Here is a 25,540-nt window from a genome sequence, read left to right as displayed (position 1 = left end):
TCATCGTGGTCGTTGTTCCCGACGGGCGAGTCGACTACGACAAACTTCTCGAGCTGCTCACCGAGACCGAAGAGAATCACCTGGACTTCAAAGCGGCTGTAAACATCGACCTTAAGGCCGACCAGCTGAAACTAGTTAAAGACATACTCACAATGTCAAGCCGCCCGCCCGGCGGCTACATCCTGATCGGCGTAGACGACGGTGGGAACCCTTGTATGCCGACGGGGACGATTCCAGATCGCCGACGCTACGACGGCGCGAAACTGGGCGACCTGGTCCGACCGTATATTGAAGGTCAGATCCACGTTCGCTCTCAGATCCACGATCACGAGAACAACGAGATCGTTGTGATATGGGCTGAAAATACCGGTCTACCAGTACCTTTCAGCAAACAAGGTGAGTACGAAGATCAAAACGCCAAGAAGGTAGCGGTATTTCGCACCGGTGACATCTTGGTGCGCGAAGGCGCCCAAAACGTCCCGATCCGCAACGCACACTGGCAAGACGTGCTGTCGGCCTACACAAAGCAAATTCGCGACGAGGCCAGTGATCTCGCCGAGACGGTGATGCGTGAATTCATCGAGCAGTCGCGTAACCATCCACCAGGTGCCCCCGCAGAGATCCCACTGCTGATCGAAATGGATGACGCTACGTTCGCCGCGGCGGTGGTGGCTCTCATCGAAGCTACGAACGATGTGCGGCTCCGCCAGTTCCTCCGCACACTGCGGCGACACGTCAACGCCACCAGCAGCGTTGACGACTGCGCGAATGCGCTCGATAAGTGGGCAATCTTTTGTGCTCAGGCAACGTTCTTCGAGCGGGACGACCTGACACGGAACGCGATAGACGCGCTATTTGCCGCCTACCGTGAACTCGGATCTGGGGACGACGCGACACAGAAGCGATTAGCGGTGGTCATCCGAATTTATGCCGTTGGCAGCCTTGCGGTCCGTGTCTCTGTCTGGGAGACAGTGCGTTCCCTGGTGCTTCGGCCCGCGGAAGATGCGACTGGGAACCCGGACTGGGTGTACGCATCGTGGATTAGGCACGCGCTGGTCGAGGCCAGCCGTGCCGGTCTCACCAAAGACGACCGCGGCGGCTTCGTGATCTCGGCGGCGCGCGAGTTGCTAGCCAACGATCCCATGATGCGGCCGGACATCGGCGACGACGAGATACCTCCACAAGATGCGGTCACCAACCGCGATGTGTTGCTAAACACACTGTGCCAGTTCGACTTTGCGTACTGTCTAATCGTCGCGGCCGAGGGAACCGGCCGGGGGGGTTTCTATCCGAGCTCGGCCGCATTCGACGAGAACCGCGTCCGACCTCTTGTGCTCAAGATCGTTGACGAAGATCCCGAAGTTCGACGGCGTCTTTTTCGAAGCTCGGACGATCGGCGCGTCAGCGACGCACTGGCGTTCGTCTACCACCACGCCATTAGGCAGTCAGCCACCGACCCGGGCAATCGTTGGTGGAGCACACCGAGTGCGGTTACGGCGTTCGACTCAAAGCACGGTCCGAGCGAGCCACGAATATTCGGCTCGGGCGATCAGATGTGACGGGTTGCCGATTTGGGCGTCGATCCACTCTTCCGCTCTAGCGTTCGTATCAGCTGTCGCCTATTAGCGTCGCGAGTCCCTACTGACCACGGTTGCTGACCCCGAAACACGGTTCTGTCAGTGGCGAAGGATACCTGCCCAAAGATACGAAGGAACGGAGGCACACAATGGAGCCGCCATCTGAGCATGAATGGGCGAGTATCGCCGAACATACACGGGCGTCTAATTGCGCGGGGGGTCTGATTCGGCTTCCCCCTTATCCGATGATGCTTGCCGTCCGGTCAATCGTGGGCTCCATCGAAGCAGTAACCGCGTCACATACCCTCGTTCGCTGGGCGCCAACGACTGCATGGCAAGCCTGGCTATTTACTTCGCATGCCCTCGCTTTCGTTGAGTGCATCTATCCAGAGCCAAACTATGACTACGACGAAGATAATGGAAGACGAACTCAGACCGATGCTTTCGACAAACCGCTTGACCCCGACTCATTTCAGGCGTGGGTGCGTCCCACCACTACCGTGTCGAAGTTCGGTATTGGCGCGGCGCACTATGTGCGCAAGAACCGACCGTTTCGTGAACCCTCCACCGAGTACTATCCGACATCGATTGACCTTGTGTTCTCTGATGGCACCTCGACTGCGATTGGGCTCGACGGACGCCTCGATCACCAGGACAAGCGAGAACGTTGGGAACGATTCTGCAACGCGGCTCGCCATTCTGTCATCGCAACGATTCGGCTGCCATAAGACTGCGCTTCCTAGAACGAAATCGAGTCGGCAAATCGTGCGATAAGTCCTTGCCAACGTCCCCGAACGACTCCGTCAACGGGCGCCCGTACCACGAATTCCGCACCGACCCGTAACTTCGAGTCGTTATGACGACCGCTTTCGCCCCGGATGCGATCGCCTGCCGTACACCCGAGTTTCTTTTTCTACCCGCCTCGCATTGAATGGGTCCGACGACGATGCTGACGGATTTCGTACGAGGCGGCCAGACGACTTCGGCAATTCTTATGGCGGCGGCAACGCCGGTTGAGCGGGCACAGATACGGACGACTCCGGCACCGTACTTACCACGGTCGAGGTAGATGCGGGTCCTTGCGGAGGAGACGTCGGTTGAGCGGACACAGGTGCAGGCGGCAACCCCGGCGCCGTGCTAACCACTATCGTCGTCGTCGCGGGTCCCTGCAGAGGAGACGCTGCATTCTTGTCCGCTGTGAGCGCTGCGGTGACGGCCACTCCGATTCCAAGCAGTAGCATTGCACTGTAGAAAGGCGCGATCGCCCACGACGTCCACACCGCCCGCGGGGGAATATACTTGTCGCGCAGCGCCTTCCATTTCGTTAAGGAAGGCGCATCGCCGTGTGGCGGCTCGTGAGCGTCCGCCGGGTCGAGCGTGAATCGAGGGGTAGCTCGTACAGAACGGCTGACCACGTTGTAGAGATTGCGATACGCCTTCTCGCTGCGGAGGTAACTGGCGTCGACGTAGGCGAATACGGCAGTCAGGAGCATCCCCAGCAGAGCGAGCAGCCAGACGTGCTGGGTGAGCGCGAAACCAAGAACTGCGGTGACGACAGGCAGTAGCCAGCCCTTCGCGGACGCTGAGGCAGCTGACTGCCGAGTCACGACGGCTTGGATGTAGTCAAGATGCTTGCGTCGGTCCTCCGGCGATAACTCCGGCTCCATGGGGGGTAGGGAAGACACGGCCAACTTGACCCGATTGAGCGCGTCGTCCTTCCGGTCCTCGGAGTAGTCCGTCTCTTGTGGCCAGATACGTCCCATTGCGTCACCATCATTCCTAGGGACGAGGTGAACGTGCAGATGGGAAACGGACTGCGTAGCGGACGCTCCGTTGGACTGAATGACATTGAGGCCCTCCGGGATGACTGCGGCGCGAACCGCCTCGGCGAGTCGTAGAACCACAGCGGAGAGTTGCGCCGCCTCCTCGGTGCCCAAGCTCCAGATATCCGGAACGTGGCGACGCGGGATCACAAGTGTGTGGCCCAGCACCGCCGGATTGGTCGGGAAGAAGGCGACGACGTTCTCATCGCGATAGACCTCTCGCACGTCAGGATCTTGACGCTCGACGATTTTGCAGAACGGGCACTCCGCCGGCTCCACTATGCGCGTGCCCTCGCCTGGTCCACCCAGCTAGGTAAGTTAGCAGCGAGGTGAGCGTACGTGGCTTTGGTGTCGACCCGGCCCAGATAGTCGCGCTTCGTGGGGTCGAATACAGGCACGCCCGTCACGCCGACAACTGCGTCGAATGGGTCCGCACCCTTGGTATCGGCAAGCCCCATAGATGACAGCCCGTGGATGTGAACGCCGATGAGAGGCTTTTTGCTGTCCCAAGCCTTCTCTATCTCGTATTTGACCCAGGCGCGGCTCGCAGTCTCCCGGCCAATTAACACGACCACAGCTCGCTTATACGCCATCTGCTTATCAATCCAGTTGACTATCGACTGTTGGCTTTTGCTCCGGACGGTCTCCCACTCCTGCGCTCCAAGAGCGGGACTTCCGTCTATCGCGCCGATGTTACGCACCAGCTGGACGCGGTGAACGTCGCGGATGTAGTGAAATGAATAGAACACCGTCCGTGTAGCCAATGCCAGCTCCTATCGTGTGCCAACCAAGTTGGCCGCCGCCGGTCGAGACTATCGGCCCACTACGACATTTAATGGCAGTCAACTCGAAGATCATTGATTCGAATGAGCACGTGCTGAGCGTGCGATGCTCGCCTTGTGCCAACGCTAGCCCGCCAAACGCGGGGAATCTGCATGCAGCTCAATAGGTGACGAGAGTCCGCCTAACGCAATGAACCGATGCGAAGAGCGAGCTTCGCCGTCAGCTCGTCAGCCACTTCATCCGTGTGCCTAGTTAGAGCTTCGAGTGATACGGCGTCTATAGGCTCGATTCGAGCAGTCGCGTCCGGAGTCATCACGAAAACGAACTGTGCGGAGTTTCGTTGAACGACCTCTGCAACCGCCCCGACAATCAACGTCGAAAGTGGCTCTACTGATACACCGATAGCTATCTGATCGCACTCAATGAGGCCGGTCTTGATATGAAGTCCAAGCATCGCTGCTAGTCGGCTAGTGACATCACTCTCATCGAACACGGCGCCCATGAAAGCCTTCGGCAACGGCGTCCAGCTCACGATCTCCCGATCTCGATAGACGGTAATTCCTTTTCCACCCTGATGTTCGACCGACTGGACTCCTGCGCAGTCCTCGGTAGCAGCCGTTTGAAGACCCTCGGATTGCTCGAACAAGCCACCTAGCCGAGCTGCGGCCGCCAACGATTCGGGCAGCACACGAAGCTGGCGCGACTCAAGCGCAGTGGGATTGATGCACAGCGTGTGAAGCTCCAACGTCGGACTGTCATAGCCAGCCCTTCTATCAGTTCTACGCCAACGTGTTTTCAAGGAATCATCGATGGGTCGCCACTCAAGAGTCGTCTCACTAGTCGCGCGCTTTGTCGGGGTTCGATGCCGTGTAATGCGTTCCGGAAATGGTGGCTCTGTCGCTGGTTTCGCGCGCCCCGGCGCGAGCTGGGCGAGTAGCTCTTTCTTCGCAGCGTCTCGATCTAGGCCGACGATCTCAATACGTATCAGCTGCTGTAGCAGTCCACTGGGTTCACACGGTTCGACGACAACGGGAATGACGGCGCGACGTATTCCCTGCGGGTCCTTCGCAAATTTCTCAGCCCACTCGGGCACTGTGTAGTTCGCACTCAAGTAGTGAGGCGACATGACAACTATCATTCGTTCGCACTGAACGAGGCCCCTATCCATTTCCACAACGAAGTTGCCACCAGCGCGAAAATCCCATGCCTCAATCACAACGGAGTAGCCGTTGTCTTCCAGAATCCAGGCGATCCACTGCGCTATGTCCGAATCAGCTTGGTTGTAGCTGATGAAGAAGTCTTTCTTGGCACTTGCCCCCATAATGGCGATCGTAGTTGTACGACCGGACAACCTAGGGAAGGGCGAAGAATCACGCATCGAAGATGCCTCTTACATCGAGCGCAGCGCCATCAGTGCAGGATGAGCGGCTCCCGGTCAAGCGGTAAACATGCCAGAGTCTGCTTAACGGCCTAACCGCCAAGTCACTCACAAGTCACTCACGTAAAGCATTGAGCTCTATCTCTAGACGCATCACAGCTTCGTACAACGCAGCAACTACGGTAGGGCCGCCAGGATCGAATCGATGGGCGACGTCCCATACTGCGGCTGCGATCGGCAAGTGGTCGGGTCTCGCTTCGTTCAATCCGCTCATGATTCAGTATCGCTAGCACGGAGCCAACGGGGATAGGAATCGAATCGTCAGGTGCCAACATGATGGCGTAGCACCAGCCGGTCGAAGTGCGTTCAGCATGCACCTGAGAAAAGGTTCGATTCGCAAATTCACAACAGACCACCACTACTGCTGACGCGCCATGTTCGCAAACCGCGACAGGTGCAGCTGGTTGGTCACGGTGATGGTCTTGGTCGGACCGTTACGGTGTTTGGCCACAATGAGATCCGCTTCTCCCCCACGCGGGTCGTCGCGGTCGAACGCATCCGGGCGGTGCAGCAGGATCACCATGTCGGCGTCCTGCTCGATGGCGCCCGACTCGCGGAGGTCGGACAGCATCGGTTTCTTGTCGGTGCGCTGCTCCGGTCCGCGGTTGAGCTGGCTCATCGCCACCACCGGGACTTCCAGCTCCTTGGCCAGAAGTTTGAGCTGGCGCGAGAATTCGGAGACTTCCTGCTGGCGTGATTCGACCTTCTTGCCCGAGGTCATCAGCTGCAGATAGTCGATCACGACCAGCCGCAGGCCGGCCTTCTGGCTCAGCCGCCGAGCCTTGGCGCGGATCTCCATCATCGTCAGGTTCGGAGAATCGTCGATGTAGAGCGGCGCTTCGCTGATCTCACTCATCCGCCGTGCCAGCCGGGTCCAGTCGTCGTCGCTCATCCGGCCCGACCGCATGTCGGCGAGCTTGATCTTGGCCTCCGCCGAGAGCAGGCGCATCACGATCTCGGTCTTGCTCATCTCCAGCGAGAACACCACCGAGGCCATCCGGTTCTTGATCGAGCACGACCGCAGGAAGTCCAGCCCCAGCGTCGAGTTGTGCGTCGGGATCATCGCCCGGCTCGCCAGGTACATGTGGCTGTCGTTGTCGACCTCCACACACCGGACCGGGACGCTGACGACCGGGCGAACGGCGACGATGAAACGCGAGCTCGACCGCACCGCACTGCTGGCACGAAGCTCCTTGTGCAGCAGATCTTTCCGGTGCAGACCGAACACCGAGTCGACAGTGGAGAAGTTGACTAGGTAGGCGGTCGATGACGCCACGGAGCGGCCCTTGACGGCCTTGGTCCGGGTCTGGCAGCGGTAACCCAGCGAGACGATCAACTCGGCCACATCGTCCGCAAGCCGCTTGTTGGTCACGCCGAATTGCACTGTCCCACCGTTGGTGACCGTGCCGTCGGTATCGAGCAAGCCGGCGAGGAGCGCGCGCCGCTGGGCTTCCGACGCGCGCAGATACTCATTCGGAATGTGCTTGGCGCCCAGTACACCGAGCGTACGCAGCCGACCTTCGAAATCCGCTGCGGGCCCCTCCCCCTCGATCCGCATCGCGATCTCGGGATCGTCGGTCCTGCCGTCACCCAACCACGCCCCCAACGTGTAGGGCGGAACCAGAAGTTCGGCGTCCGGGCCCTGCAGCGGCGCCGAGTTCACCACCGTGTGGTTCAGGCGCCGATCCGAGGTGGCACACCGCAGCGTCTCGGCGATCTCCCGTGTGGTGTGGATCGCGCCCGCTTGCGCCGACCTGCGCGAGGCCCGCGTCTCGGTGAGCCACTGATGCTCGGCATCGGCGGTGATCACCGTGCCGTCCGAGAACTCGACCTCGTAGCATGGCCGTCCGAGCATCACGTCGGTCGCGGCGACGACCCGCGTCGGGTGACCGTCTGGGCCGATGAGCTGATCACCGACGGCGACCTCGCCCATCGTCGTCCAGCCGGTCGGGGTCGGCAACGGCGTGTCCAGCGCCAGCGCCTTCCCCATACCGGGACGCGCCGCCACCACGATCATCTGGCCGGGATGCAGGCCGTTGGTGAGCTCGTCGAGGTCGTCGAACCCCGTTGGTACACCGCGTGACACGCCGCCTTGCGAGGCGATCGCGTCGATCTCGTCCATCGTGGGCTGCAGCAGCTCTTCGAGCGCGACGAAATCCTCGGCGGTGCGGCGCTCGGTGACGTCGTAGATCTCGGCCTGCGCGCGGTCGACGATCTCGGTGACGTCGGCGCCCTCGGCGCCGGCGTAGCCGTACTGCACCACGCGGGTGCCGGCCTCGACCAGTCGGCGCAGCAGGGCCTTCTCGGCGACTATGCCGGCGTAGTAACCGGCGTTGGCCGCCGTCGGCACGGTGGAGATCAGCGTGTGCAGATAGGGAGCGCCGCCGACCCGGCGCAACAGTCCACGCCGGTCCAACTCCGCGGCGACGGTCACCGCGTCCGCGGGCTCGCCGCGGCTGTAGAGGTCCAGGATCGCGTCGTAGACGTTCTGGTGGGCGGGGCGGTAGAAGTCGCCGGGCCGTAGGCGCTCGAGGACGTCTGCAATGGCGTCCTTGCTCAGCAGCATGCCTCCGAGGACGGCCTGTTCGGCCGCAGGGTCCTGGGGCGGCTGACGCCCGTAATCCTCGCTCGGCGGCGGCTCCACGCGGACCGTGTCACCGGATCGACCCAGGTCATCTACGACAGCCACGTAGTGCCCCACCCCCTCCATATTCGATTCGAACGCCTTTTCGAGGAACTGTAGGGGCGAGGTCTGACAATGGAGTCCGTGCCGCCGAATCGGTTCCTGCGACGGCCAACGCTAGACGTTGCTGAGAGGGACGCAAGTCGCCCCTGTTGATGGGCCTGTGGATGGCGTGTGGATAGGTCCGGTGGGCCATGTTGAGTCCTTGGGGAGAACTTGTGGATCAACGCCTCTGTTCATCCCGTTTACGCTGCTGAAAGCAGGTTAGACCGCGTGGACAACTGTGGATGGCAAATTGCTCGGCGTGTCGTGGTCGGCAACGGTTTCGGGCGTGTTGTGTTACCGCCTGGGGCCGGGGAGGTTAACAGCCGATGATGTTCGCTGTGTTCACTTTCTCCGGAAATGTTCGCCACAGCCGGCCGCAGGCACAGCAACGGCCGGGTGGGGACCTCTGTGGTCCCCACCCGGCCGTATCGCAGCTGTAGTGGTCCTCCGGCGACTAGCCGGCAACCACGCTCAGTGACACCGTCGCGTTCACATCCGGGTGCAGACGCACCGTGACGTCGTGGGTGCCGGTGTTCTTGATGTGCGCCTTGGGCAGGTGCACGGTGCGCTTCTCGAGGTTCGGTCCGCCGGCCTTCTTGATGGCCGAGACCACGTCGGCCGCGGTGACCGAGCCGAACAGCTTGCCCGAGTCACCGGCGGTCTTGACGGTCAGCTCCACGCCCTCGAGGGCCTCGATGGCCTGCTTGAGCTCGTTGGCGTGCTCGAGGCTCTTGACACCCTTGAGCTCCTGGGCCCGGCGGATGTCGTCGGCCTGGCGCTGCGCGCCGCGGGTGGCCACAATGGCCAGGCCGCGCGGCAGCAGGTAGTTGCGGCCGTAGCCGTCCTTCACCTCGACCGTGTCACCGGCCGTCCCGAGGTTCTCCACCTCGGCGGTCAGAATCAGTTTCATCGTTTCGTCCTGTCCTGAATCAACGCGCCGACGAGCTGAACGGCAGCAGCGCGACCTCGCGGGCGTTCTTCACCGCGATCGCGATATCACGCTGGTGCTGAACGCAATTGCCGGTGACCCGGCGGGCACGGATCTTGCCCCGCTCGCTGATGTAGGTACGCAGCAGCGCGGTGTCCTTATAGTCGATGTCCTGCCCCTTCTTGGAGCAGAACACGCACTTGCGCGTCTTGACCGGCTTCTCCGGTGCCGGGCGACGCTTGGTGGATTTCGCCATGTGTCTATCTCTTTCTCAAATTTCGCTATGAGTTGTGGTTCTAGAAGGGCGGCTCGTCGTCGGCGCCGCCGAACGAACCCGATGCGGGCGCGCTGCCCCACGGGTCCTCGGCCTGTCCGCCGCCGCCACTCGCCGCCGCGGCACGCGATCCGCCGCCACCGCCGCCACCGAACCCGCCGCCACCGCCGCCGCTACGGCTGGCCTTGTTGACCTTGGCCGTGGCGTACTTGAGCGACGGCCCGATCTCATCGACCTCGAGTTCGACCACGGTGCGCTTCTCGCCCTCGCGGGTCTCGAAGGACCGCTGCTTGAGCCGGCCCTGCACGATCACGCGCGACCCGCGGGTCAGGCTCTCGGCGACGTTCTCGGCCGCCTCACGCCAGATGTTGCAGCGCAGGAACAGCGCTTCGCCGTCCTTCCACTCATTGGTCTGACGGTCGAACATCCGGGGCGTCGACGCGACGGTGAAGTTCGCGACGGCCGCACCCGACGGCGTGAACCGCAATTCGGGATCGGCGGTCAGGTTTCCGACGACGGTGATGATGGTGTCACCAGCCACGAGTTCCTCCTGTGAGTGCTATTCGGCTCATCGCGCCAGCGCTCATCGCAGCGCGCATTGGGCGCGAGCCTACGCAGCGGTGCCGACGAACGGCAGCCTTTAGTGCTTGTCGGTCCGCATCACCTTTGTCCGCAGCACGGACTCGTTGAGGTTGAGCTGACGGTCGAGCTCGGACACCGTGGCCGGCTCGGCCTTCACGTCGACCACCGCGTAGATGCCCTCGGCATGCTTGGCGATCTCGTAGGCCAGGCGCCGCCGGCCCCAGATGTCGACCTTGTCGACCGAGCCGCCGTCCTTGCGGATGACGTTCAGGAACGTCTCCAACGACGGTGCGACAGTGCGCTCGTCGAGAGTGGGGTCGAGAATGACCATGATTTCGTATGGACGCATAGGAACCCATCACCTCCTCTGGTCTGATCGGCCGCAGCGTGTCCGCGGCAGGAGGGTCGCCTGCGTCGGCAACCGGCCCAGGCTACAGGAACGCCCGCTGATCTGCGAAATCGCGCCTCACCGGGCTGCGAGTTCGGCGTGATTCTCGTCGCTGGGCGACGACGAGCACGCCGAAATCGCGCGTGGGCGCGGCCGCAGCCAGTCCGGCAGCCAGCGCGGCGGCGCATCGGGAGCCCGGTCGAACACCCCGCCGGCGGGATCGTCGACCCCGGCCCCGCGCACCAGGTCCAGCGCGGGCCGGTAGATCTGGCGCACCACCAGCGCGCACAGCGTGAGCACCGCGAGATCGCGCAGCAGCACCGTGGCGGTGAACCACTGCTCGGGCAGGCCGCGGTTCTGCTCGCCGTAGAGGTACAGCATCCGTGGCACCCACACCAGCATGTCGATGGTCATCCACGCCAGCAGGATCCGCCGGTGCGGCAACGCCAGCACCGCCAGCGGCACCAGCCACAGCGAGAACTGCGGGCTCCACACCTTGTTGGTCAGCAGGAACAACGCCACCACCAGGAACGCCACCTGCGCCACCCGCGGGCGGCGGGGCGCGGTCAGCGCGATGTAGCCGATCGCGATGCAGCAGGCGGCGAACAGAGCCGCGCTGAACATGTTCAGCACCGTTGGTGGTTCCCAGAATCCGAGGCCGGGGTCGAAACCCTGCCAGCCGGTGAACGACTTGATCACGTTGTAGATCGAGTCCATGTCGTCGCCGCGCCGGGTGTTGAGCCGGAAGAACTCCGACCACCCGCGCGGGAACAGCACCATGATCGGCAGGTTCACCACCAGCCAGGCGAGCACCGCCGTCGCCGCGGTCTTGCCGACCTCCCGTAGCCGGCCGGTGCGAACGGCCAACAGCGCCAACGGGATCAGCAGCAGCAGCGGATACAGTTTGGCCGCCACACCCAGACCGATCAGCACCCCGGCCAGCGCGGGTCTTCGGCGCGCCCAGGCCAGCAGCGCGCCCGCGGCGAAAGCTGTTGCCAGCGCATCGAAGTTGGTGAAGATCTGGAAGACGACGATGGGTGAGGCCGCCACCAGCGCCGCGTCCCAGATGCGTCGTGGGCCGGCCAGCATCGCCGTCGCCCACACCGTCGTCAGCCACGCCAGGGCCAATCCGAACGCGGCGATGTTGAAGAACATCACCACCTCGGCCACGATCGGCGCCGAAACCAGCTTCGTCAGTGCGGTATACGTTTTCGCCAACGTCATCGACACGTACTGGTAGAGGCCGGTGAGCACCGGATACTCCATGTAGCGCACGGCGGGCCGGCCGTCGTAGGTGGTGTGCGGGTTGCCCTGCGCGTCGGTCTCCACCCAGCTGGACTTGTACGGGAACTTGCCGAGGTGCAGCAGCTCGGCGGTGTAGAGCGGCACGGTATCGGAGTAGCAGAGCTGGTAGTAGGCGCGGTTGTTCTCCCAGTTGCCGACGCGCTGGTCGGCGGTGCCGGTGCCGGTGGTCTGCAGGCACGCGGCCTTGGTCGAGTAGCCGAGCGCCAGAAAGATCAGCGCGATGACGAACATCACCCGCAGCGGCGTCCAGAAGCGGCTGCGCCCGATCAGCGCGTGCCGGCCGACCGGGCCGCCCACGGTTTCCGACAGCGCGGCGCCGAGAGTGTCGGTGCGGCTGGGGCAGTCGCGGTCGTCGAGGCTCCGGGTGTCGCCCGCGGGCGGAGCCGGCGAATCCAGCCCGGCAACAGGGCCCGGCGAATCAGCGCCGGCCGTCACGGGGGCGGCGGCGGGGGCGGCAATCCGGGCGGCGGCGGGGCACCGGGAGCCACGGGGGCCGGGGGCGCGCCGGGCGCCGGCGGTGCGCCGGGCGCGGGCGGGCCGGGTGGCGGCGGCGGGGCGATGCCATCGGGACTTGGCGGCACCCCGTTGGGGGGCGGCTGCGCGGGCACCGTCGTCGGCGGACCCCACGGAATCGTGATGCCGGGGGCGATCTCGAGCGTCGGCTGGATCACCGTCTCCGACGGGGTGGGTGGTGCGGTCGTGGTCGGCGGGGGCGGCGGAGGCGCCGGCACCCCCGCGTAGCCGCCGATCTCGGCCGGCTTGGGGAAGGACTCGTCATCGGTGCCCTCGAGGGCGCCGTCCATGGTGGCCTTCCAGATGTCGCTGGGCAGCCCGGAGCCGTACACCGGTGAACCCCACTGGTTCTCCAGCGGTTTGGTGCCCTCGCTGGTGCCGACCCACACCGCCGTGGACAGCGACGGGGTGAAGCCGACCATCCAGGCATCCCGGTTGGCGCCGGTGTCGCCGAGCTGGTTGGTGCCGGTCTTGGCCGCCGACGGCCGGCCCCCGGCCAGCGCGTGGCCGTTGGAGTAGGCGGCGATGGGCTGCATCGCGGCGGTGACGTTGTCGGCGACGTCGGAGTCGATGCGCCGTTCGCCGGAGTTGTCCTCCGCTCCGGCGTCGAAGAGCACCGTGCCCTCGCGGTTGACCACCTTCTGCACGAAGTGCGGCGTGCGGTAGATGCCCGAGGCGGCCAGCGTCGCGTAGGCCGAGGCCATGTCGATCACGCGGGACTGGTACTGCCCGAGCACCACGCCGTTGTTCGGCGGTCCGCCCTCACCGTCTTCGGACAGCGTGTGCTCGACCCCGGGGAAGCTCTCGGCGATACCCGCCCGGTGGGCGGCGTCGGCGACGTCGGCGGGACCGTTCTCCAGTTCCAGCATCAGCCGGTAGTAGCTGGTGTTCAGCGAGCGCTTCAGCGCCTCGGCGATGTTGCACCGGCCGCAGCTGCTGCCTTCGACGTTGCCGATCTCGATGCCGTTGACGCTCAGTGGCGAGCTGTCCACCTGGTAGCCCAGGCCCATGCCCTGCTCCAGCGCGGCGACCAGCGCGAAGACCTTGAACGACGACCCGGTGGGCAGGCCGGCCTGCGCATAGTCGAAGCCGTTGGCGTCGGACCCGCCGTAGTACGCCTTCACCCCGCCGGTCTTGGGGTCGATGGACACCACCGCGGCGCGCATGTCCGGGTCCTGCCCCTCGAGATACTCCTCGACGGCGTCGACGGCCGCGGACTGGGCCTGCGGGTCGATGGTCGTGGTGATCTGCAGGCCCTCGGTGTTCAGCGTCTGCTCGCTGATGTTGAACAGGTTGAGCAGCTCGGTGATCACCTGCCGCTCGATCAGCCCGTTGGGCCCGGTGGTCTGGTTCTGCGTGGTGGCCACGTCGGGTGGGATGGTCGCCGGGAACACCTGCGCGGCGCGATCCTGCGGCGACAGGGCGCCGATCTCGACCATCCCGTCGAGCACCCACTGCCAGCGGCGGTTCGCACCCTCGGGATCCACGGCCGGGTCGAGCACCGACGGCAGCTGGATCAACGCGGCCAGCAGCGCACCCTCGGCGACCGTGAGCTCTTCGACGGGTTTGGCGAAGTAGGCCCGCGAGGCTGCCGCGACCCCGTAGGCGCCGCGGCCGAAGTAGATGATGTTCAGGTAGGACTCGAGCACCTGATCCTTGGACCATTCGCCGGACATCTTCGTCGAGATGACCAGCTCCTTGGCTTTCCGGATCAGGCCGCCGACGCCCGACCGGGCATCGCCGACCAACGCGTTCTTGACGTACTGCTGGGTGATCGTCGACCCGCCCTGCAGGTCGCCGCCGAAGATGTTGTTCTTCGTCGCCCGCAGGAACCCGGTCAGCGAGAAGCCGGGATTGGAGTAGAAGTCGCGGTCCTCGGCGGCCATCACCGCGTCGCGGACGTGCACCGGGATCTGGTCGATGCTGACGTCGACGCGGTTGCCTTCCGGCGGAACGATCTTGGCGATCTCACTGCCGTCGCTGGCCAGGATCGTCGACACCTGCGCGGTGCGGATGTCACCCGGGCCGGGGACGTCGACGATCAGGTAGGCCATGCCGAACGTGACCATCGGCAGCACGATCAGTACCGCCACCATCGCGATCAGACCGCGCCGCAGCCACGTCCAGTTCAACTGCTGTCGCAGGCTCGGGGGCCGGTCGGACGGACCGCCCCCGGAGGGGCCGCCGCCACCGGTCGGCGGCCGGCCGGGCGGTGGGGGCGACGGAGGTTTGGGCGGGCGGCCGTCGAGCGCACGCTTGACCGCATCGATCGGGTCGCGCAGCTGGCCGGGGGGCTCGTCGCGCACCGGCGGCAGCACGGTGGTCCGCCGGTCGTCGGGGGCGCCCGGCCGGGGGCGCCGGGGAGACTCGGGGGGCCGGCGCTCGGCGTCGCCGTGGCGCCGGGGCGGCGGCTCGCGGCGCGGCGGTTCCGGTCGCGGATTCTGGGGCCGCGGCTGCTCCGGCCGGGCGCCGCCGTCGGCCTTGCGTCCGTCACGCGGGTCGTTGCCCGACCGGTGGTGGCGCCCGCCCTTGTCCGGGTTATTCACTGGCCGTCCGCGCGTTCGTGCGCGCGGTCCCGGTGCGACGGGGTCGGCCCGAACCCTTGGGCGGCGGCACCGCTCCGAGCACGTAGGACTTGACCAGGTGATTCCAGCTGCACGTGCGGCACACCTCCACCACATGGACGGAGAACTCGTCGAAACGGGTCGCGAGCAGGACCAACTCTTCTGCGGTGCGGGCCGAACCCGAGACCGCGCCCAGATGATCGCCGAACACCCACGACACCAGCGTCAACTGTTCCTTGCGGCAGATCGGGCACATCACCGAGCTGGGCTTGCCGTGGAATTTGGCGGCGCGCAGCAGATAGGGATTGGCGTCGCAGACCTCGCTGACGCCGGTGCGCCCGGAGTAGACCTCCGCGAGCAGGGACCGCCGCCGCAAGGCGTAGTCCACGACCTGTCGCTGCAATCGCACGCAGACCAGAGTACGTCGGCGACGAGGGCGCCGAGGCGGGACATGTCCGTCCAGCGCGTCCGTGCTGCGTCGGCGAGTGCCGCGCTCTTACGATCTACGGCGTGGCTTCGGGCAGCTCAAGACGGCGAACGTCATGGACACGCGCCAAGGACAGCGACCGCAACCAGACGTGCGAGATCCTCGACACCGCGCTGGCCGACGGGCAGCTGTCGATGACCGAGCACGGCGAGCGGGTCAAGACCGCCACCACCGCCACCACCCTGGGTCAACTCCAGGACCTGGTGTCGGACCTGCAGACCGATCGGAAACTCGACGTCCCGGTCATCACCAAGATCGTCAACCGCAGCGTTCCGGCATGGCGGGCCGGCTGGGGCATCAAGGCCGCCATCGCCGCCGTGCTGGTGCTGTTCGGGGTCGCGATCGGCTGGGGCCTCTACGGCAACACGTCCTCGCCGCTGGACTTCACCTCCGACCCCGGCGCCAAGGACGACGGCATCACCGCCACGGTGCTCACCGCGCCCCGCCAACTGCAGTCCCTGGGCGGGTTCACCGGCCTCTTCGAACAGATGCGCAAGAAGTTCGGCAGCACCATGGGCTACGAACTCGACATCCACTCCGACGTCGCCTATCTGGACCGTCCCGACCCGCAGGACAACCGGCGCAGCCTGTCCTACCAGTACCGGGGCGGCTGGGGCGTGCCGACCGGGTCCCCGAGCACGGTCGACGCCGACGACCGGCTGGTGGACCTGTCCGCGTTCGACTTCGAGAAGACGCTCGCTGTCCTGCGCGGCGCCCCGGAGACCGTCGGCATCGCCCGCGCCGACGTCACCGACACCTGGCTGCGCGTCAGCCCCGCCGAAGACCCCGCCACCCCCGAAGCCGTCACCGTCGAGATCATCGTCAACAGCGACTTCGGCACGGGCCGGATCGAGCTCTACGCGGACGCCAGCACGCTGGCGGTCTGGCCCGCGAACCGCTGACCTGCACAGAACCCCGGCGCGCAACCTTGCTGTAGCCAGCAATATATCGGCGCGATACTATTGCGCGAGGTGTTGGACCGTCCTAACGGCGACGACGATGGAGAGGGGTGTGCCCGATGCTGGAACTGGCAATCCTGGGCCTGCTCCAGGAGTCGCCGATGCACGGCTACGAGCTGCGCAAACGACTGACCGGGTTGCTGGGCGCGTTCCGCGCCTTCTCGTACGGCTCGCTCTACCCGGCCCTGCGCCGGATGCAGGCCGACGGTTTGATCGTCGAGGACGCAGCACCCGAGGGCACCGTGAAGGTGCGGCGGGCACGCCGCGTGTACCAGCTCACCGAGGCCGGCAAGCAGCGGTTCACCGAGCTGGTCGCCGACACCGGTCCCCAGAACTTCTCCGACGACGGCTTCGGCGTCCACCTGGCGTTCTTCAACCGCACCCCGGCAGAAGCCCGGATGCGCATCCTGGAGGGCCGCCGCCGTCAGGTCGAGGAGCGTCGAGAAGGTCTGCGTGAAGCCATCGCGCGGGCAAGCAACTCGTTCGACCGCTACACCCGCCAGCTGCACCAGCTGGGCCTGGAGTCCAGCGAGCGGGAAGTCAAGTGGCTCAACGAGTTGATCGCGGCGGAGAGATCGGCGCAGGGTCGCGCCGAGCAGACCTGACCGCGCCGCGTAGTTGCAGCAGCGAGAAATTCGAAAGCACTGAAGAAGGACAAGAGGGAGAAGCCGTCATGACCGCAAGCAATGACGTCCGGGTCGCGATCGTCGGCGTGGGCAACTGCGCGTCCTCGCTCGTGCAGGGCGTGCAGTACTACAAGGACGCCGACGAGAACGCCAGCGTGCCCGGCCTGATGCACGTCAAGCTCGGCCAGTACCACGTGCGCGACGTCAAGTTCGTCGCCGCGTTCGACGTGGACGCCAAGAAGGTCGGCTTCGACCTGTCGGAGGCGATCTTCGCCTCCGAGAACAACACCATCAAGATCGCCGACGTACCGCCCACCGACGTGGTGGTGCAGCGCGGCCCGACGCTGGACGGCATCGGCAAGTACTACGCCGACACCATCGAGGTCTCCGACTCCGACCCGGTCGACGTGGTCAAGGTGCTCAAGGACGCCGAGGTCGACGTGCTGGTGTCCTACCTGCCCGTCGGCTCCGAAGAGGCCGACAAGTTCTACGCCCAGTGCGCCATCGACGCCGGGGTGGCCTTCGTCAACGCGCTGCCGGTCTTCATCGCCTCGGACCCGGAGTGGGCCAAGAAGTTCGCCGACGCCGGTGTGCCGATCGTCGGCGACGACATCAAGAGCCAGGTCGGTGCGACCATCACCCACCGCGTGATGGCCAAGCTGTTCGAGGACCGCGGTGTCACGCTCGACCGCACCTACCAGCTCAACGTCGGCGGCAACATGGACTTCCTCAACATGCTCGAGCGCACCCGGCTGGAGTCGAAGAAGGTCTCCAAGACCCAGGCCGTCACCTCCAACCTGTCGGGCTCGCTGGCCGGCAAGGTCGAGGACAAGAACGTCCACATCGGCCCGTCGGACCATGTCGCCTGGCTCGACGACCGCAAGTGGGCCTACGTCCGCCTCGAGGGCCGCGCCTTCGGTGACGTGCCGCTGAACCTGGAGTACAAGCTCGAGGTGTGGGACTCGCCCAACTCGGCCGGTGTCATCATCGATGCGGTCCGCGCCGCAAAGATCGCCAAGGACCGCGGTATCGGCGGCCCGATCGAGGCGGCCTCGGCCTACCTGATGAAGAGCCCGCCCAAGCAGCTGGCCGACGACGTCGCCCGGGATCAGCTGGAGAAGTTCATCGCGGGCTGACCCCCACTCGTTCCACGACTGCGCCCGGGAGCGACGTGCATCTTGCACGTCCGCTGCCCGGGCGCAGTGTCGTTTTCGCGACCCGAAAGCTCGTCGTTCGGGGACTTTAGACACTCGTGTCGCACCCGTGCCGGGCTAACAGTCGAGAGCGGCTGCGACGGGAGGTCGTGTCGTGTTCACCTCACTCACTGCAAGAGGCGCCGGACTGTTGACGGCACTGGCGCTGGGACCGGCGGCTGCTCTGGTGGGCGCGCCGGTCACGTCGGCCGACGAAGTCAATCCGATGGCGAGCCTGGAAAAGTCGATCGTCTTCCTGCAGACGGACTGGAGCGGCTTCATCCAGGTCCCGCCGGATGTCGACGCCGCCGGCGAGGGTTACTGGACCGACAAGCTGACCTATTCGGTGACCTGTACCGGCTTTTACGTCAGCAAAACGGCTCAGATCGTCACCGCAGGACACTGCGTCGACCCGGCCGAGGGCCGCAAGGTGATCATCGACGGCTACCTGCAAGAGCAGCAGGCAATGGACATGGCCGACGTCGCCTATGCCAACTGGCCGGTGGAGGGTGAAGCCGACAACTCGCCCGTGGAACGCAGCGTCCGGGGCGTCCAGCCCAACGGTGTGGACGGCGCGACCATCACCTCGCCGACGACCGTCGAGGTGGTCGACTTCAAGGGCCCGAACGCAGGCGACGTGGCCCTGCTGCACCTACCGAACGTGACCAAGGAAACTCCGGCGATGGTGATCGCCCGCGATGCCCCCCAGATCGGTGCGGAGGTGACGTCGATCGGCTTCCCCGGCGATATCCAGGACATCAGCGATCAGAGCCAGATCGCGCGGGCGTCGTTCAAAGCCGGCACGGTGTCCAGCCAGCAGGTGACCCCGTCCGGGGTCGTGCAGATCGAAGTCAGTTCCACCTTGGCCGGAGGGATGTCCGGGGGCCCCACCGTGAACCAGGAGGGGCAGGTCATCGGCGTCAACAGCAGCGGTCTGATCGAAGCGCCGAACTTCAACTTCGTCACCAACACACGAGACCTTCGGTCCTTCCTGCTCTCGAACAACGTCGCCCTGGCCGAACCGCCGGCGCCGAGCCAGGGTTTTGGGCTGGGCATGCTCTGGTATGTCCTCGGTGCGGCGGTGCTGGCGCTCGCCGTGGCCGTGGTGGTGGTCGTGGTGATCGTGCTGCAGCGTCGCAACGCCCGCCGGGCCCCGACAGTGCCGTACTACCCCACCCCCGCGCAGATGCCGGCGCCGCCGGGGACAGCGCCGTTCGCGCAGACCCCGGGCCTGGGTGTCGGTCAATCGAGCGGTGGGGCAACGGTGCTCAGCCCGCCCGGACCGACAGTAGAGGCGAGATTCTGCCCCCATTGCGGCGCGCCACATCAGCACGCGGACCCCTTCTGCCCCGCCTGCGGACGCCCCGTCACCTGACGTCTCGCCCGGCGCCACCAGGAAACCGTCCGCCGAGCCGACATAGGTAAGGTTCCCCTATGGACGACACCGACGACGAGCTCGCCAACCTCGATGAGTTCATCTTCCTCAAGGAGAACGCGCGCCAGGCGGGTCTGACCGGTCCGCTGCCGAGCGCGGCGCGGATCGACGCCGGTCCCGTCAGCGCGCTGAAGTTCGGTGACGACGCCCCGCGGGTGGCGTTCCTGCACGGCGGCGGTCAGAACGCCCACACCTGGGACACCGTGGTGCTCGGTCTCGGTGAGCCCGCACTGTCGATCGATCTGCCCGGCCATGGTCGGTCGGCGTGGCGTGACGACGGCGACTACGGCCCCAAACCCAACGCGGTGACCGTCGAACCGGTGCTGCGCGACCTGGCCGGCACCGCCGATCTCGTGGTGGGCATGTCGCTGGGCGGTCTGACCGCGCTGCGGATCGCAGTCGCCGCACCAGATCTGGTGCGCAAGCTCGTGCTCGTCGACGTGACCCCGTCAGCGCCGCAACGGCACACCGAGATGACCGACGCGCAGAAGGGCACCGTCGCGCTCGTGCAAGGGGAGCGCACGTTCCCGAGCTTCGCGGCCATGCTCGAGGTGACGGTGGCCGCGGCTCCGCACCGCGACCGGGAATCGTTGCGGCGCGGCGTGTTCCACAACGCGAAACGGCTGCCCGACGGCACCTGGACGTGGCGCTACGACTCGATCCGCACCGGCGACGGATTCGAGGGGCTGTGGGACGACGTCCCCAAGCTCACCGCCCCCACCACGCTGATCCGCGGCGCCAACTCGTATTTCGTCAACGATGACGACGCCGACGAGTTCGCGCGCACCGCACCGGGATTCCAGCGCGTACACATCGTCGAGGACTCCGGTCACTCCGTGCAGAGCGACCAGCCGCTCGCACTGGTGCGGCTGTTGCGCGGCATCCTCGACGACTGACGTCAGCGCTGGGCGGGCGCCTTCTTCCGGCGCCGTCCGATCAGCACCAGACCGGCCAGCGCCCATGCCGGATGCGGTGTCTGCGGGACCACCGTGTAGCCCAGGTCGCGCAGGATCCCGATCTCGATCGCGCTCAGGGTCCGGATGCCGAGCCCCTTGTCGGTCTGGGCGTTCATCAGTTTCTGGTCGTCGCCGGTGAACGTCGCGTCGTCGAGGTGGCCCATCGAGCTGCCCTGTTCCCACTCGTCGGGGGTGTAGAGCGGGACGAGGTACCCGCCGTAGGCGGCGACGGCGTGCTCGCCGCCGAAGTACAGGCCGCCGGCCGCGCCCTCCAGGTTCGGGTCGAACGCGCTGTTCCAGCGGTAGAAACGGAACGGCGACCGGCCGTCCTCGTCGACGATGTAGCTGGCGTAGATCGACCAGTCGGTCTTGGCGTTGTCACCCGGCGCCGACATCCCGGCGGTGAAGCCGAACGCGTGCATCAACTCGTGCAGGGCGGTGGAGTCGAAGTCGTACTGGTCGGCGGTGACGTCGTCGCCGTATCCCCACGCCTTGCCGAAGTTGAATTCGATCTCGCCGTCGGCCTTGTCCCCGTTGGCGTCGCGTCCGGTGAGCAGCTTGTTCTGCACGGTCGTGCGCCAGAAGCCGGCCCGGCCACTGATGAGATCGCTGCCCGCCGAGGCCAGCGTGCTCGACGCGGCATCGTCCATTCCCTCGACATCGAAGGTCAGCACCACCGGCCGCTCGACGACGAAGTAGGTGGTGAGCTCGTCGGCCACCCGCTCCAGCGCCTCGCGCCGTTCGGGGGTCCACGCCTCACTGCCGGTGGTGTAGGTGAAGGCGTACTTGATCGCCCCCTGGTTGATGACCTGCCGGGCCCGGGTCCCGAGGCCGCGGAACGGGTCGAAGATGTTGATCCGCCAGCCGTCGACGGCGATCACCCGGAACACATCCACGCCGTCGAAGTCCGCATCGGGGGTGTAGGTGTAGGTGCCGTCGTCGTTGATGACGACGGTGCCCTCGCGCGGCCGCACGCTGATCACGTACCGCAAAGCGTCACCGTCGGGGTCGATCGCGCCGATCGTGCCCTCGATCGGCCCGGTGAGCTTGCCGCTGACCTGGATGGGCGCCACGGTCGGCGTCTGGTTCATCAGCGCGCGCCGTGTCGCCCACATCGAAGCTTCCAGCTCGGCCTTGCGCTCCGGGTCGACCGGCAGCGAATCGATCCACGCCTGCCGCCGGGTCGTCCAGCTGTCGATGATCCGGGCGATGCGCTGCTGACGGGCGGTACCCGGCGCCTCCTCCGGAACGTCCGCCGTCTGCAGGGCCGAGATTTCCTGCGCTGCGGCTGAATCCGCCACCAGCGAGGTGCGCGCCTCGGAATCGTCCGTGCCGGCGTGGCTGCGCCGCTCGCGGGCGGCGGGGGCGACCGTTTCGTCCGGGGCGTCCTCTGGCTCGGCGACCGTGTCCGCGGCGTCGTCGAGATCTGAGTCGTCCAGGTCGGCCTCAGCGTCCAGGTCGGCGTCGGTGTCGGACACCTCGACGGCAGCCTCGGTGCGCTCGGAGCCGCTGCTGCGATCGTCGCTGTCGGCACGCTCGGCGCTGTCGGCACGCGCGGCGCGACGGGTCTCGCGGTCGGCGCGCGGGCTGTCCGCGCTCGACGCACGCGACACCGACGATTCGGTGTCGGCGGCTGCGACGCCGGTCGACGGGCCCAGCAGGGAGTAGCCCAGCAACGCCGCACCCATACCGGCCGACGCCGCACCCAGCTGCAACCAGCGCCGCACCGCAAAGGTCTGGGAACGGTGCGCACCGTGATGCGTGGCCCGGTGTCTGCCGCGTTGGACTGCCATGAGTTGACCCCTCCGTCAAAGTGGATAACACCGTAACCCGAGCGGTCACCAATCGCAGCAAATTTGCTGTGCATTCTCATCCAGCGTTGGTCGCCGGGACGTTTCCGTCCGTTCACCTCGACGTCGTCGGGTGCTGGCCCAGCTGCCGTAACTTCCCGCGAGTTCGCGGCCCGCCGAGGCCGCGCCGGCCGGGAGGACATCTGGAGATGACGCTGATTCCGCTGAACCTGTTCGTCGCCCACGACGGCGCCTCGAAGCGACAGCACATCACCTGCGTCTACCGGTGCGGCAACGCGTGCTCGAAGCCCGTACCCAATCGCAGCGCCAACGCCTACTTCGGCGACATCGCCCGGGCGGTGTCGCGCCGAACGTTGCTACGGGCCGGCGGCGTGACCGTGCTGGCGGTGGGCGCGGGCTCGGTGCTGGCGGCCTGCGCGGGCGAGCAGGCACCCGCCCCGGGCACCACCGCCGCGCCCTACGCCGCACCCAGAGCGGGAATGGACTTCGCGTCGGTCGCGCCCAACACCGAGGACGCCGTCGTCGTCGCCGACGGCTACCGTCACGCCGTGGTGATCAGCTGGGGTGACCCGATCCTGCCGGACGCGCCGGCCTTCGACGTCACCCGCCAGACCGGCGCCGCCCAGCGCGGGCAGTTCGGCTTCAACAACGACTTCGCCGGCCTGCTCCCGATACCCGGCCGGCGGGACCGTTTTCTGCTGGTCACCAACTTCGAGTACGTGACACCGGAGTTCATGTTCCCCGGCTACGACGCCGCCGCCCCCACCCGCGAGCAGTTCGACGTCGAGATCGCCGCGGTCGGCATGGGTGTGGTGGAGGTGGAGCGCACCGCCGACGGGTTGCGGCCCGTCATCGATGCGCTCAACCGCCGGATCACCGCCGACTCCCCGATGCTGCTGACCGGTCCCGCCGCCGGCAGCGACCTGGTCCGCACCGACGCCGATCCGACCGGCCGAACGGTGGCCGGCACCTTCGCCAACTGTGCCGGCGGCGTGACCCCATGGGGCACGGTGCTTTCCGGGGAGGAGAACTTCCAGGACTACTTCGGCGCCGCGGAGGGCTCGCCGCCCCCACCGCCGGTGCAGGCCGACCAGATGGCCCGCTACGGGGTGTCGGCCGAGCCCACCGCACTGCGGTGGGAGACCTTCGATCCGCGCTTCGATCTGACCCGGACCCCCAACGAGCCGAACCGATTCGGCTACATCGTCGAACTCAACCCGTGGGACCCGCAATCGACCCCGGTCAAGCACTCCGCGCTGGGCCGGCTCAAGCACGAGGGCGCCACCGTCTACGTCACCGACGACGGAACGGTCGTCGCTTACACCGGCGACGACGAGCGCTTCGACTACATGTACAAGTTCGTGTCGTCGAAGAAGATGCGGGACGGTACTGGCCCGGACGCGATGGCGCACAACATGACCCTCCTCGACGAGGGCACGCTCTACGTGGCGGCGCTGTCCGGCGACGTCCCCGCCGCCCAGATCGACGGCTCCGGGCGGCTACCCGACGACGGCGCCTTTCGGGGCTCGGGGACGTGGATCCCGTTGTTGCGCAGCGGCGCTGACGGTCAGGGCGAGTCCCTGGTCGACAACTTCACCGCGGCGCAGGTGGCCGTGTTCACCCGTATGGCCGCCGACAAGGTGGGGGCCACCAAGATGGACCGGCCCGAGGATTTCGAAGCCAACCCCGCCACCGGCAAGGTGTACCTGGCCCTGACCAACAACACCAAACGGGGAACGGCGGGCGAGCCGGCCGCCGACGCGGCCAACCCGCGCAACGAGAACAAGAACGGTCAGGTCCTCGAGATCACCGACGACCACGCCGGCACCGCGTTCACCTGGGAGCTGCTGCTGGTCTGCGGCGATCCCCAGGCCGCCGACACCTACTACGGCGGCTTCGACAAGACCCGGGTCAGCCCGATCTCCTGCCCCGACAACCTCGCGTTCGACAGCCACGGCAACCTGTGGATCTCCACCGACGGCAACGCGCTGGACTCCAACGACGGACTGTTCGCGGTGGCGTTGGAGGGTCCGCAGCGCGGGGAGGTCCGCCAGTTCCTCACCGTCCCGCTGGGTGCTGAAACCTGCGGGCCGGTGGTCACCGACGACCTGGTCACCGTGTGTGTGCAGCACCCGGGCGAGAGCGACGAGCACTCCCTGGACAACCCGCAGTCCCGCTGGCCCGAGGGCGGCACCGGCACCGCGCGGCCGTCGGTGGTGGCGGTGTGGCGCGACGGCGGCCAGATCGGGGTGTGAGTCGGTTTGCGTTTGCTCCCGCAGGGAAAGACTGAGCCCATGACCTCCCCCTCTCCGCGGCCGATCCGCATCGGCGTGCAGCTGCAGCCCCAGCACGCGCCGCAGTACCGACAGATCCGGGACGCGGTGCGCCGCTGTGAGGATCTCGGCGTCGACATCGCGTTCAACTGGGACCACTTCTTCCCGCTGTACGGCGACCCCGACGGCGCCCACTTCGAGTGCTGGACGATGCTGGCCGCGTGGGCCGAGCAGACCTCGCGCATCGAGATCGGCGCGCTGGTCACCTGCAACTCCTACCGCAACCCGGAACTGCTGGCCGACATGGCCCGCACCGTCGACCACATCTCCGACGGCCGGCTGATCCTGGGCATCGGGTCCGGCTGGAAGCAGAAGGACTACGACGAGTACGGCTACGAGTTCGGCACCGCGGGCAGCCGCCTCGACGACCTGGCCCACGCGCTGCCGCGCATCAAGAGCCGGCTGGCCCAACTCAACCCGGCGCCGACGCGCGACATCCCGATGCTGATCGGCGGTCAGGGGGAACGCAAGACCCTGCGCCTGGTCGCCGAGTACGCCGACATCTGGCACGGTTTCACCGACCGCTCCACCTATCCCGGCAAGGCCGAGGTACTGGACCGGCATTGCGCCGACGTCGGCCGGGACCCGTCGGCGGTCGAACGATCCTCCGGGGTCCCGGAGGGTGCACCCGACGCAATGCTCGCCGAGGCCGACGCGCTGGCCGAACTGGGTGTCACCCTGCTCACCGTCGGCGTGAACGGTCCCGACTACGACCTGTCGGCCGCCGAGGCGCTCGTGCGGTGGCGGGACAGCCGCGGCTGAGCCCCCCTCCGCCCCTTCGCCCGCTACCTTGCTTGACGTGACGATCTTGCGGGTATCGCCTCGCCTGGTGAAGGC

General features: G+C 66.2%; 21 protein-coding genes. 9 read left to right on the top strand and 12 right to left on the bottom strand.

Annotated elements, in window-relative coordinates:
- The first annotated feature begins 5 nt into the window (after window positions 1-5).
- Both G6N31_RS21355 and G6N31_RS21350 read left to right on the top strand, forming a co-directional pair.
- A complete protein-coding gene (locus tag G6N31_RS21355) occupies window positions 6-1,559 on the top strand; it encodes an AlbA family DNA-binding domain-containing protein (protein ID WP_163722305.1) in 1,554 nt (517 codons plus the stop codon).
- Window positions 1,560-1,822: 263 nt separating this feature from the next.
- Window positions 1,823-2,305, top strand: coding sequence for a hypothetical protein (locus tag G6N31_RS21350; RefSeq protein ID WP_163721966.1), 483 nt, complete (start codon window positions 1,823-1,825; stop codon window positions 2,303-2,305).
- 264 nt (window positions 2,306-2,569) lie between these two features.
- Here G6N31_RS21350 and G6N31_RS21345 read toward each other — a convergent pair whose 3' ends face one another.
- The 11 genes from G6N31_RS21345 to G6N31_RS21295 all read right to left on the bottom strand — a co-directional run bounded on the left by G6N31_RS21345 (window position 2,570) and on the right by G6N31_RS21295 (window position 15,312).
- Window positions 2,570-3,679, bottom strand: coding sequence for an HIT family protein (locus G6N31_RS21345; protein WP_098003736.1), 1,110 nt, complete (start codon window positions 3,677-3,679; stop codon window positions 2,570-2,572).
- Window positions 3,679-4,164, bottom strand: a complete 486-nt coding sequence (locus G6N31_RS21340; RefSeq protein WP_098003737.1) for a TIR domain-containing protein — start codon at window positions 4,162-4,164, stop codon at window positions 3,679-3,681. Before G6N31_RS21340 ends, G6N31_RS21345 begins: the two co-directional genes overlap by 1 nt.
- A 200-nt stretch (window positions 4,165-4,364) precedes the next feature.
- Entirely contained in the window at window positions 4,365-5,504 is a 1,140-nt protein-coding gene (locus tag G6N31_RS21335) for a toll/interleukin-1 receptor domain-containing protein (protein ID WP_163722303.1), read from the bottom strand.
- Between the two features lie 475 nt (window positions 5,505-5,979).
- A complete protein-coding gene (gene dnaB, locus G6N31_RS21330; protein ID WP_234815307.1) occupies window positions 5,980-8,310 on the bottom strand; it encodes a replicative DNA helicase in 2,331 nt (776 codons plus the stop codon).
- A gap of 493 nt (window positions 8,311-8,803) precedes the next feature.
- Window positions 8,804-9,259 carry a 50S ribosomal protein L9 gene (rplI, locus tag G6N31_RS21325; protein WP_098003741.1) on the bottom strand — a complete coding sequence of 152 codons (456 nt, stop codon included), beginning with the start codon at window positions 9,257-9,259 and terminating at the stop codon, window positions 8,804-8,806.
- Window positions 9,260-9,278: 19 nt separating this feature from the next.
- Window positions 9,279-9,533, bottom strand: a complete 255-nt coding sequence (rpsR, locus tag G6N31_RS21320) for a 30S ribosomal protein S18 (RefSeq protein ID WP_098003742.1) — start codon at window positions 9,531-9,533, stop codon at window positions 9,279-9,281.
- 40 nt (window positions 9,534-9,573) lie between these two features.
- Entirely contained in the window at window positions 9,574-10,092 is a 519-nt protein-coding gene (locus G6N31_RS21315; RefSeq protein ID WP_098003743.1) for a single-stranded DNA-binding protein, read from the bottom strand.
- Between the two features lie 99 nt (window positions 10,093-10,191).
- Window positions 10,192-10,482, bottom strand: coding sequence for a 30S ribosomal protein S6 (gene rpsF / locus G6N31_RS21310; RefSeq protein WP_018603055.1), 291 nt, complete (start codon window positions 10,480-10,482; stop codon window positions 10,192-10,194).
- A 117-nt stretch (window positions 10,483-10,599) separates the two neighbouring features.
- Window positions 10,600-12,261 (bottom strand): glycosyltransferase family 87 protein, encoded by a 1,662-nt coding sequence (locus tag G6N31_RS21305; RefSeq protein WP_234815313.1) that lies wholly within the window; start codon window positions 12,259-12,261, stop codon window positions 10,600-10,602.
- Window positions 12,258-14,885, bottom strand: a complete 2,628-nt coding sequence (locus tag G6N31_RS21300; protein ID WP_163722301.1) for a transglycosylase domain-containing protein — start codon at window positions 14,883-14,885, stop codon at window positions 12,258-12,260. The genes G6N31_RS21305 and G6N31_RS21300 overlap by 4 nt, the downstream gene beginning before the upstream one ends.
- Window positions 14,878-15,312: a DUF5318 domain-containing protein gene (locus G6N31_RS21295; protein ID WP_098006613.1), complete on the bottom strand. Its 435-nt coding sequence runs from the start codon at window positions 15,310-15,312 to the stop codon at window positions 14,878-14,880. Before G6N31_RS21295 ends, G6N31_RS21300 begins: the two co-directional genes overlap by 8 nt.
- A gap of 101 nt (window positions 15,313-15,413) precedes the next feature.
- Between G6N31_RS21295 and G6N31_RS21290 the strand changes: the two genes are divergently transcribed.
- The 5 genes from G6N31_RS21290 (at window position 15,414) to G6N31_RS21270 (ending at window position 20,499) form a co-directional block, all read left to right on the top strand.
- Complete coding sequence (locus tag G6N31_RS21290) at window positions 15,414-16,292, top strand: DUF1707 SHOCT-like domain-containing protein (RefSeq protein ID WP_098006615.1); 879 nt, start codon at window positions 15,414-15,416, stop codon at window positions 16,290-16,292.
- Window positions 16,293-16,408: 116 nt separating this feature from the next.
- A complete protein-coding gene (locus G6N31_RS21285; protein WP_098006617.1) occupies window positions 16,409-16,954 on the top strand; it encodes a PadR family transcriptional regulator in 546 nt (181 codons plus the stop codon).
- A gap of 68 nt (window positions 16,955-17,022) precedes the next feature.
- Window positions 17,023-18,111 carry an inositol-3-phosphate synthase gene (locus tag G6N31_RS21280; RefSeq protein WP_098006619.1) on the top strand — a complete coding sequence of 363 codons (1,089 nt, stop codon included), beginning with the start codon at window positions 17,023-17,025 and terminating at the stop codon, window positions 18,109-18,111.
- Window positions 18,112-18,283: 172 nt separating this feature from the next.
- The gene (locus G6N31_RS21275) at window positions 18,284-19,543 is read left to right on the top strand and encodes a trypsin-like peptidase domain-containing protein (RefSeq protein WP_133117731.1); all 1,260 of its coding nucleotides are present in this window, start codon (window positions 18,284-18,286) and stop codon (window positions 19,541-19,543) included.
- Window positions 19,544-19,602: 59 nt separating this feature from the next.
- The gene (locus G6N31_RS21270) at window positions 19,603-20,499 is read left to right on the top strand and encodes an Rv0045c family esterase (protein WP_098006623.1); all 897 of its coding nucleotides are present in this window, start codon (window positions 19,603-19,605) and stop codon (window positions 20,497-20,499) included.
- A 2-nt stretch (window positions 20,500-20,501) separates the two neighbouring features.
- Here the strand turns inward: G6N31_RS21270 and G6N31_RS21265 are convergent, their stop codons facing one another.
- Window positions 20,502-22,352 carry a cadherin-like domain-containing protein gene (locus G6N31_RS21265; protein ID WP_098006625.1) on the bottom strand — a complete coding sequence of 617 codons (1,851 nt, stop codon included), beginning with the start codon at window positions 22,350-22,352 and terminating at the stop codon, window positions 20,502-20,504.
- 206 nt (window positions 22,353-22,558) lie between these two features.
- On the opposite strand from G6N31_RS21265, the gene G6N31_RS21260 reads away from it, so the two are divergent.
- Complete coding sequence (locus G6N31_RS21260; protein WP_098006627.1) at window positions 22,559-24,625, top strand: PhoX family protein; 2,067 nt, start codon at window positions 22,559-22,561, stop codon at window positions 24,623-24,625.
- Between the two features lie 39 nt (window positions 24,626-24,664).
- Window positions 24,665-25,465: an LLM class F420-dependent oxidoreductase gene (locus G6N31_RS21255; RefSeq protein WP_163722299.1), complete on the top strand. Its 801-nt coding sequence runs from the start codon at window positions 24,665-24,667 to the stop codon at window positions 25,463-25,465.
- Window positions 25,466-25,540 lie beyond the last annotated feature (75 nt).

It is taken from the genome of Mycolicibacterium duvalii (assembly GCF_010726645.1).
GTDB lineage: Bacteria > Actinomycetota > Actinomycetes > Mycobacteriales > Mycobacteriaceae > Mycobacterium > Mycobacterium duvalii.
The sequence above is the reverse complement of the archived record's forward strand: the minus strand, read 5'-3'. Positions and strand labels throughout refer to the sequence as shown.

Coding starts and splice junctions, on each gene's coding strand:
- G6N31_RS21350 (WP_163721966.1), top strand. CDS start 1,823: ATGATGCTTGCCGTCCGGTCAATCGTGGGCTCCATCGAAGCAGTAACC.
- G6N31_RS21335 (WP_163722303.1), bottom strand. CDS start 5,504: ATGGGGGCAAGTGCCAAGAAAGACTTCTTCATCAGCTACAACCAAGCT.
- rplI (WP_098003741.1), bottom strand. CDS start 9,259: ATGAAACTGATTCTGACCGCCGAGGTGGAGAACCTCGGGACGGCCGGT.
- rpsR (WP_098003742.1), bottom strand. CDS start 9,533: ATGGCGAAATCCACCAAGCGTCGCCCGGCACCGGAGAAGCCGGTCAAG.
- rpsF (WP_018603055.1), bottom strand. CDS start 10,482: ATGCGTCCATACGAAATCATGGTCATTCTCGACCCCACTCTCGACGAG.
- G6N31_RS21285 (WP_098006617.1), top strand. CDS start 16,409: ATGCTGGAACTGGCAATCCTGGGCCTGCTCCAGGAGTCGCCGATGCAC.
- G6N31_RS21280 (WP_098006619.1), top strand. CDS start 17,023: ATGACCGCAAGCAATGACGTCCGGGTCGCGATCGTCGGCGTGGGCAAC.
- G6N31_RS21270 (WP_098006623.1), top strand. CDS start 19,603: ATGGACGACACCGACGACGAGCTCGCCAACCTCGATGAGTTCATCTTC.
- G6N31_RS21265 (WP_098006625.1), bottom strand. CDS start 22,352: ATGGCAGTCCAACGCGGCAGACACCGGGCCACGCATCACGGTGCGCAC.
- G6N31_RS21260 (WP_098006627.1), top strand. CDS start 22,559: ATGACGCTGATTCCGCTGAACCTGTTCGTCGCCCACGACGGCGCCTCG.
- G6N31_RS21255 (WP_163722299.1), top strand. CDS start 24,665: ATGACCTCCCCCTCTCCGCGGCCGATCCGCATCGGCGTGCAGCTGCAG.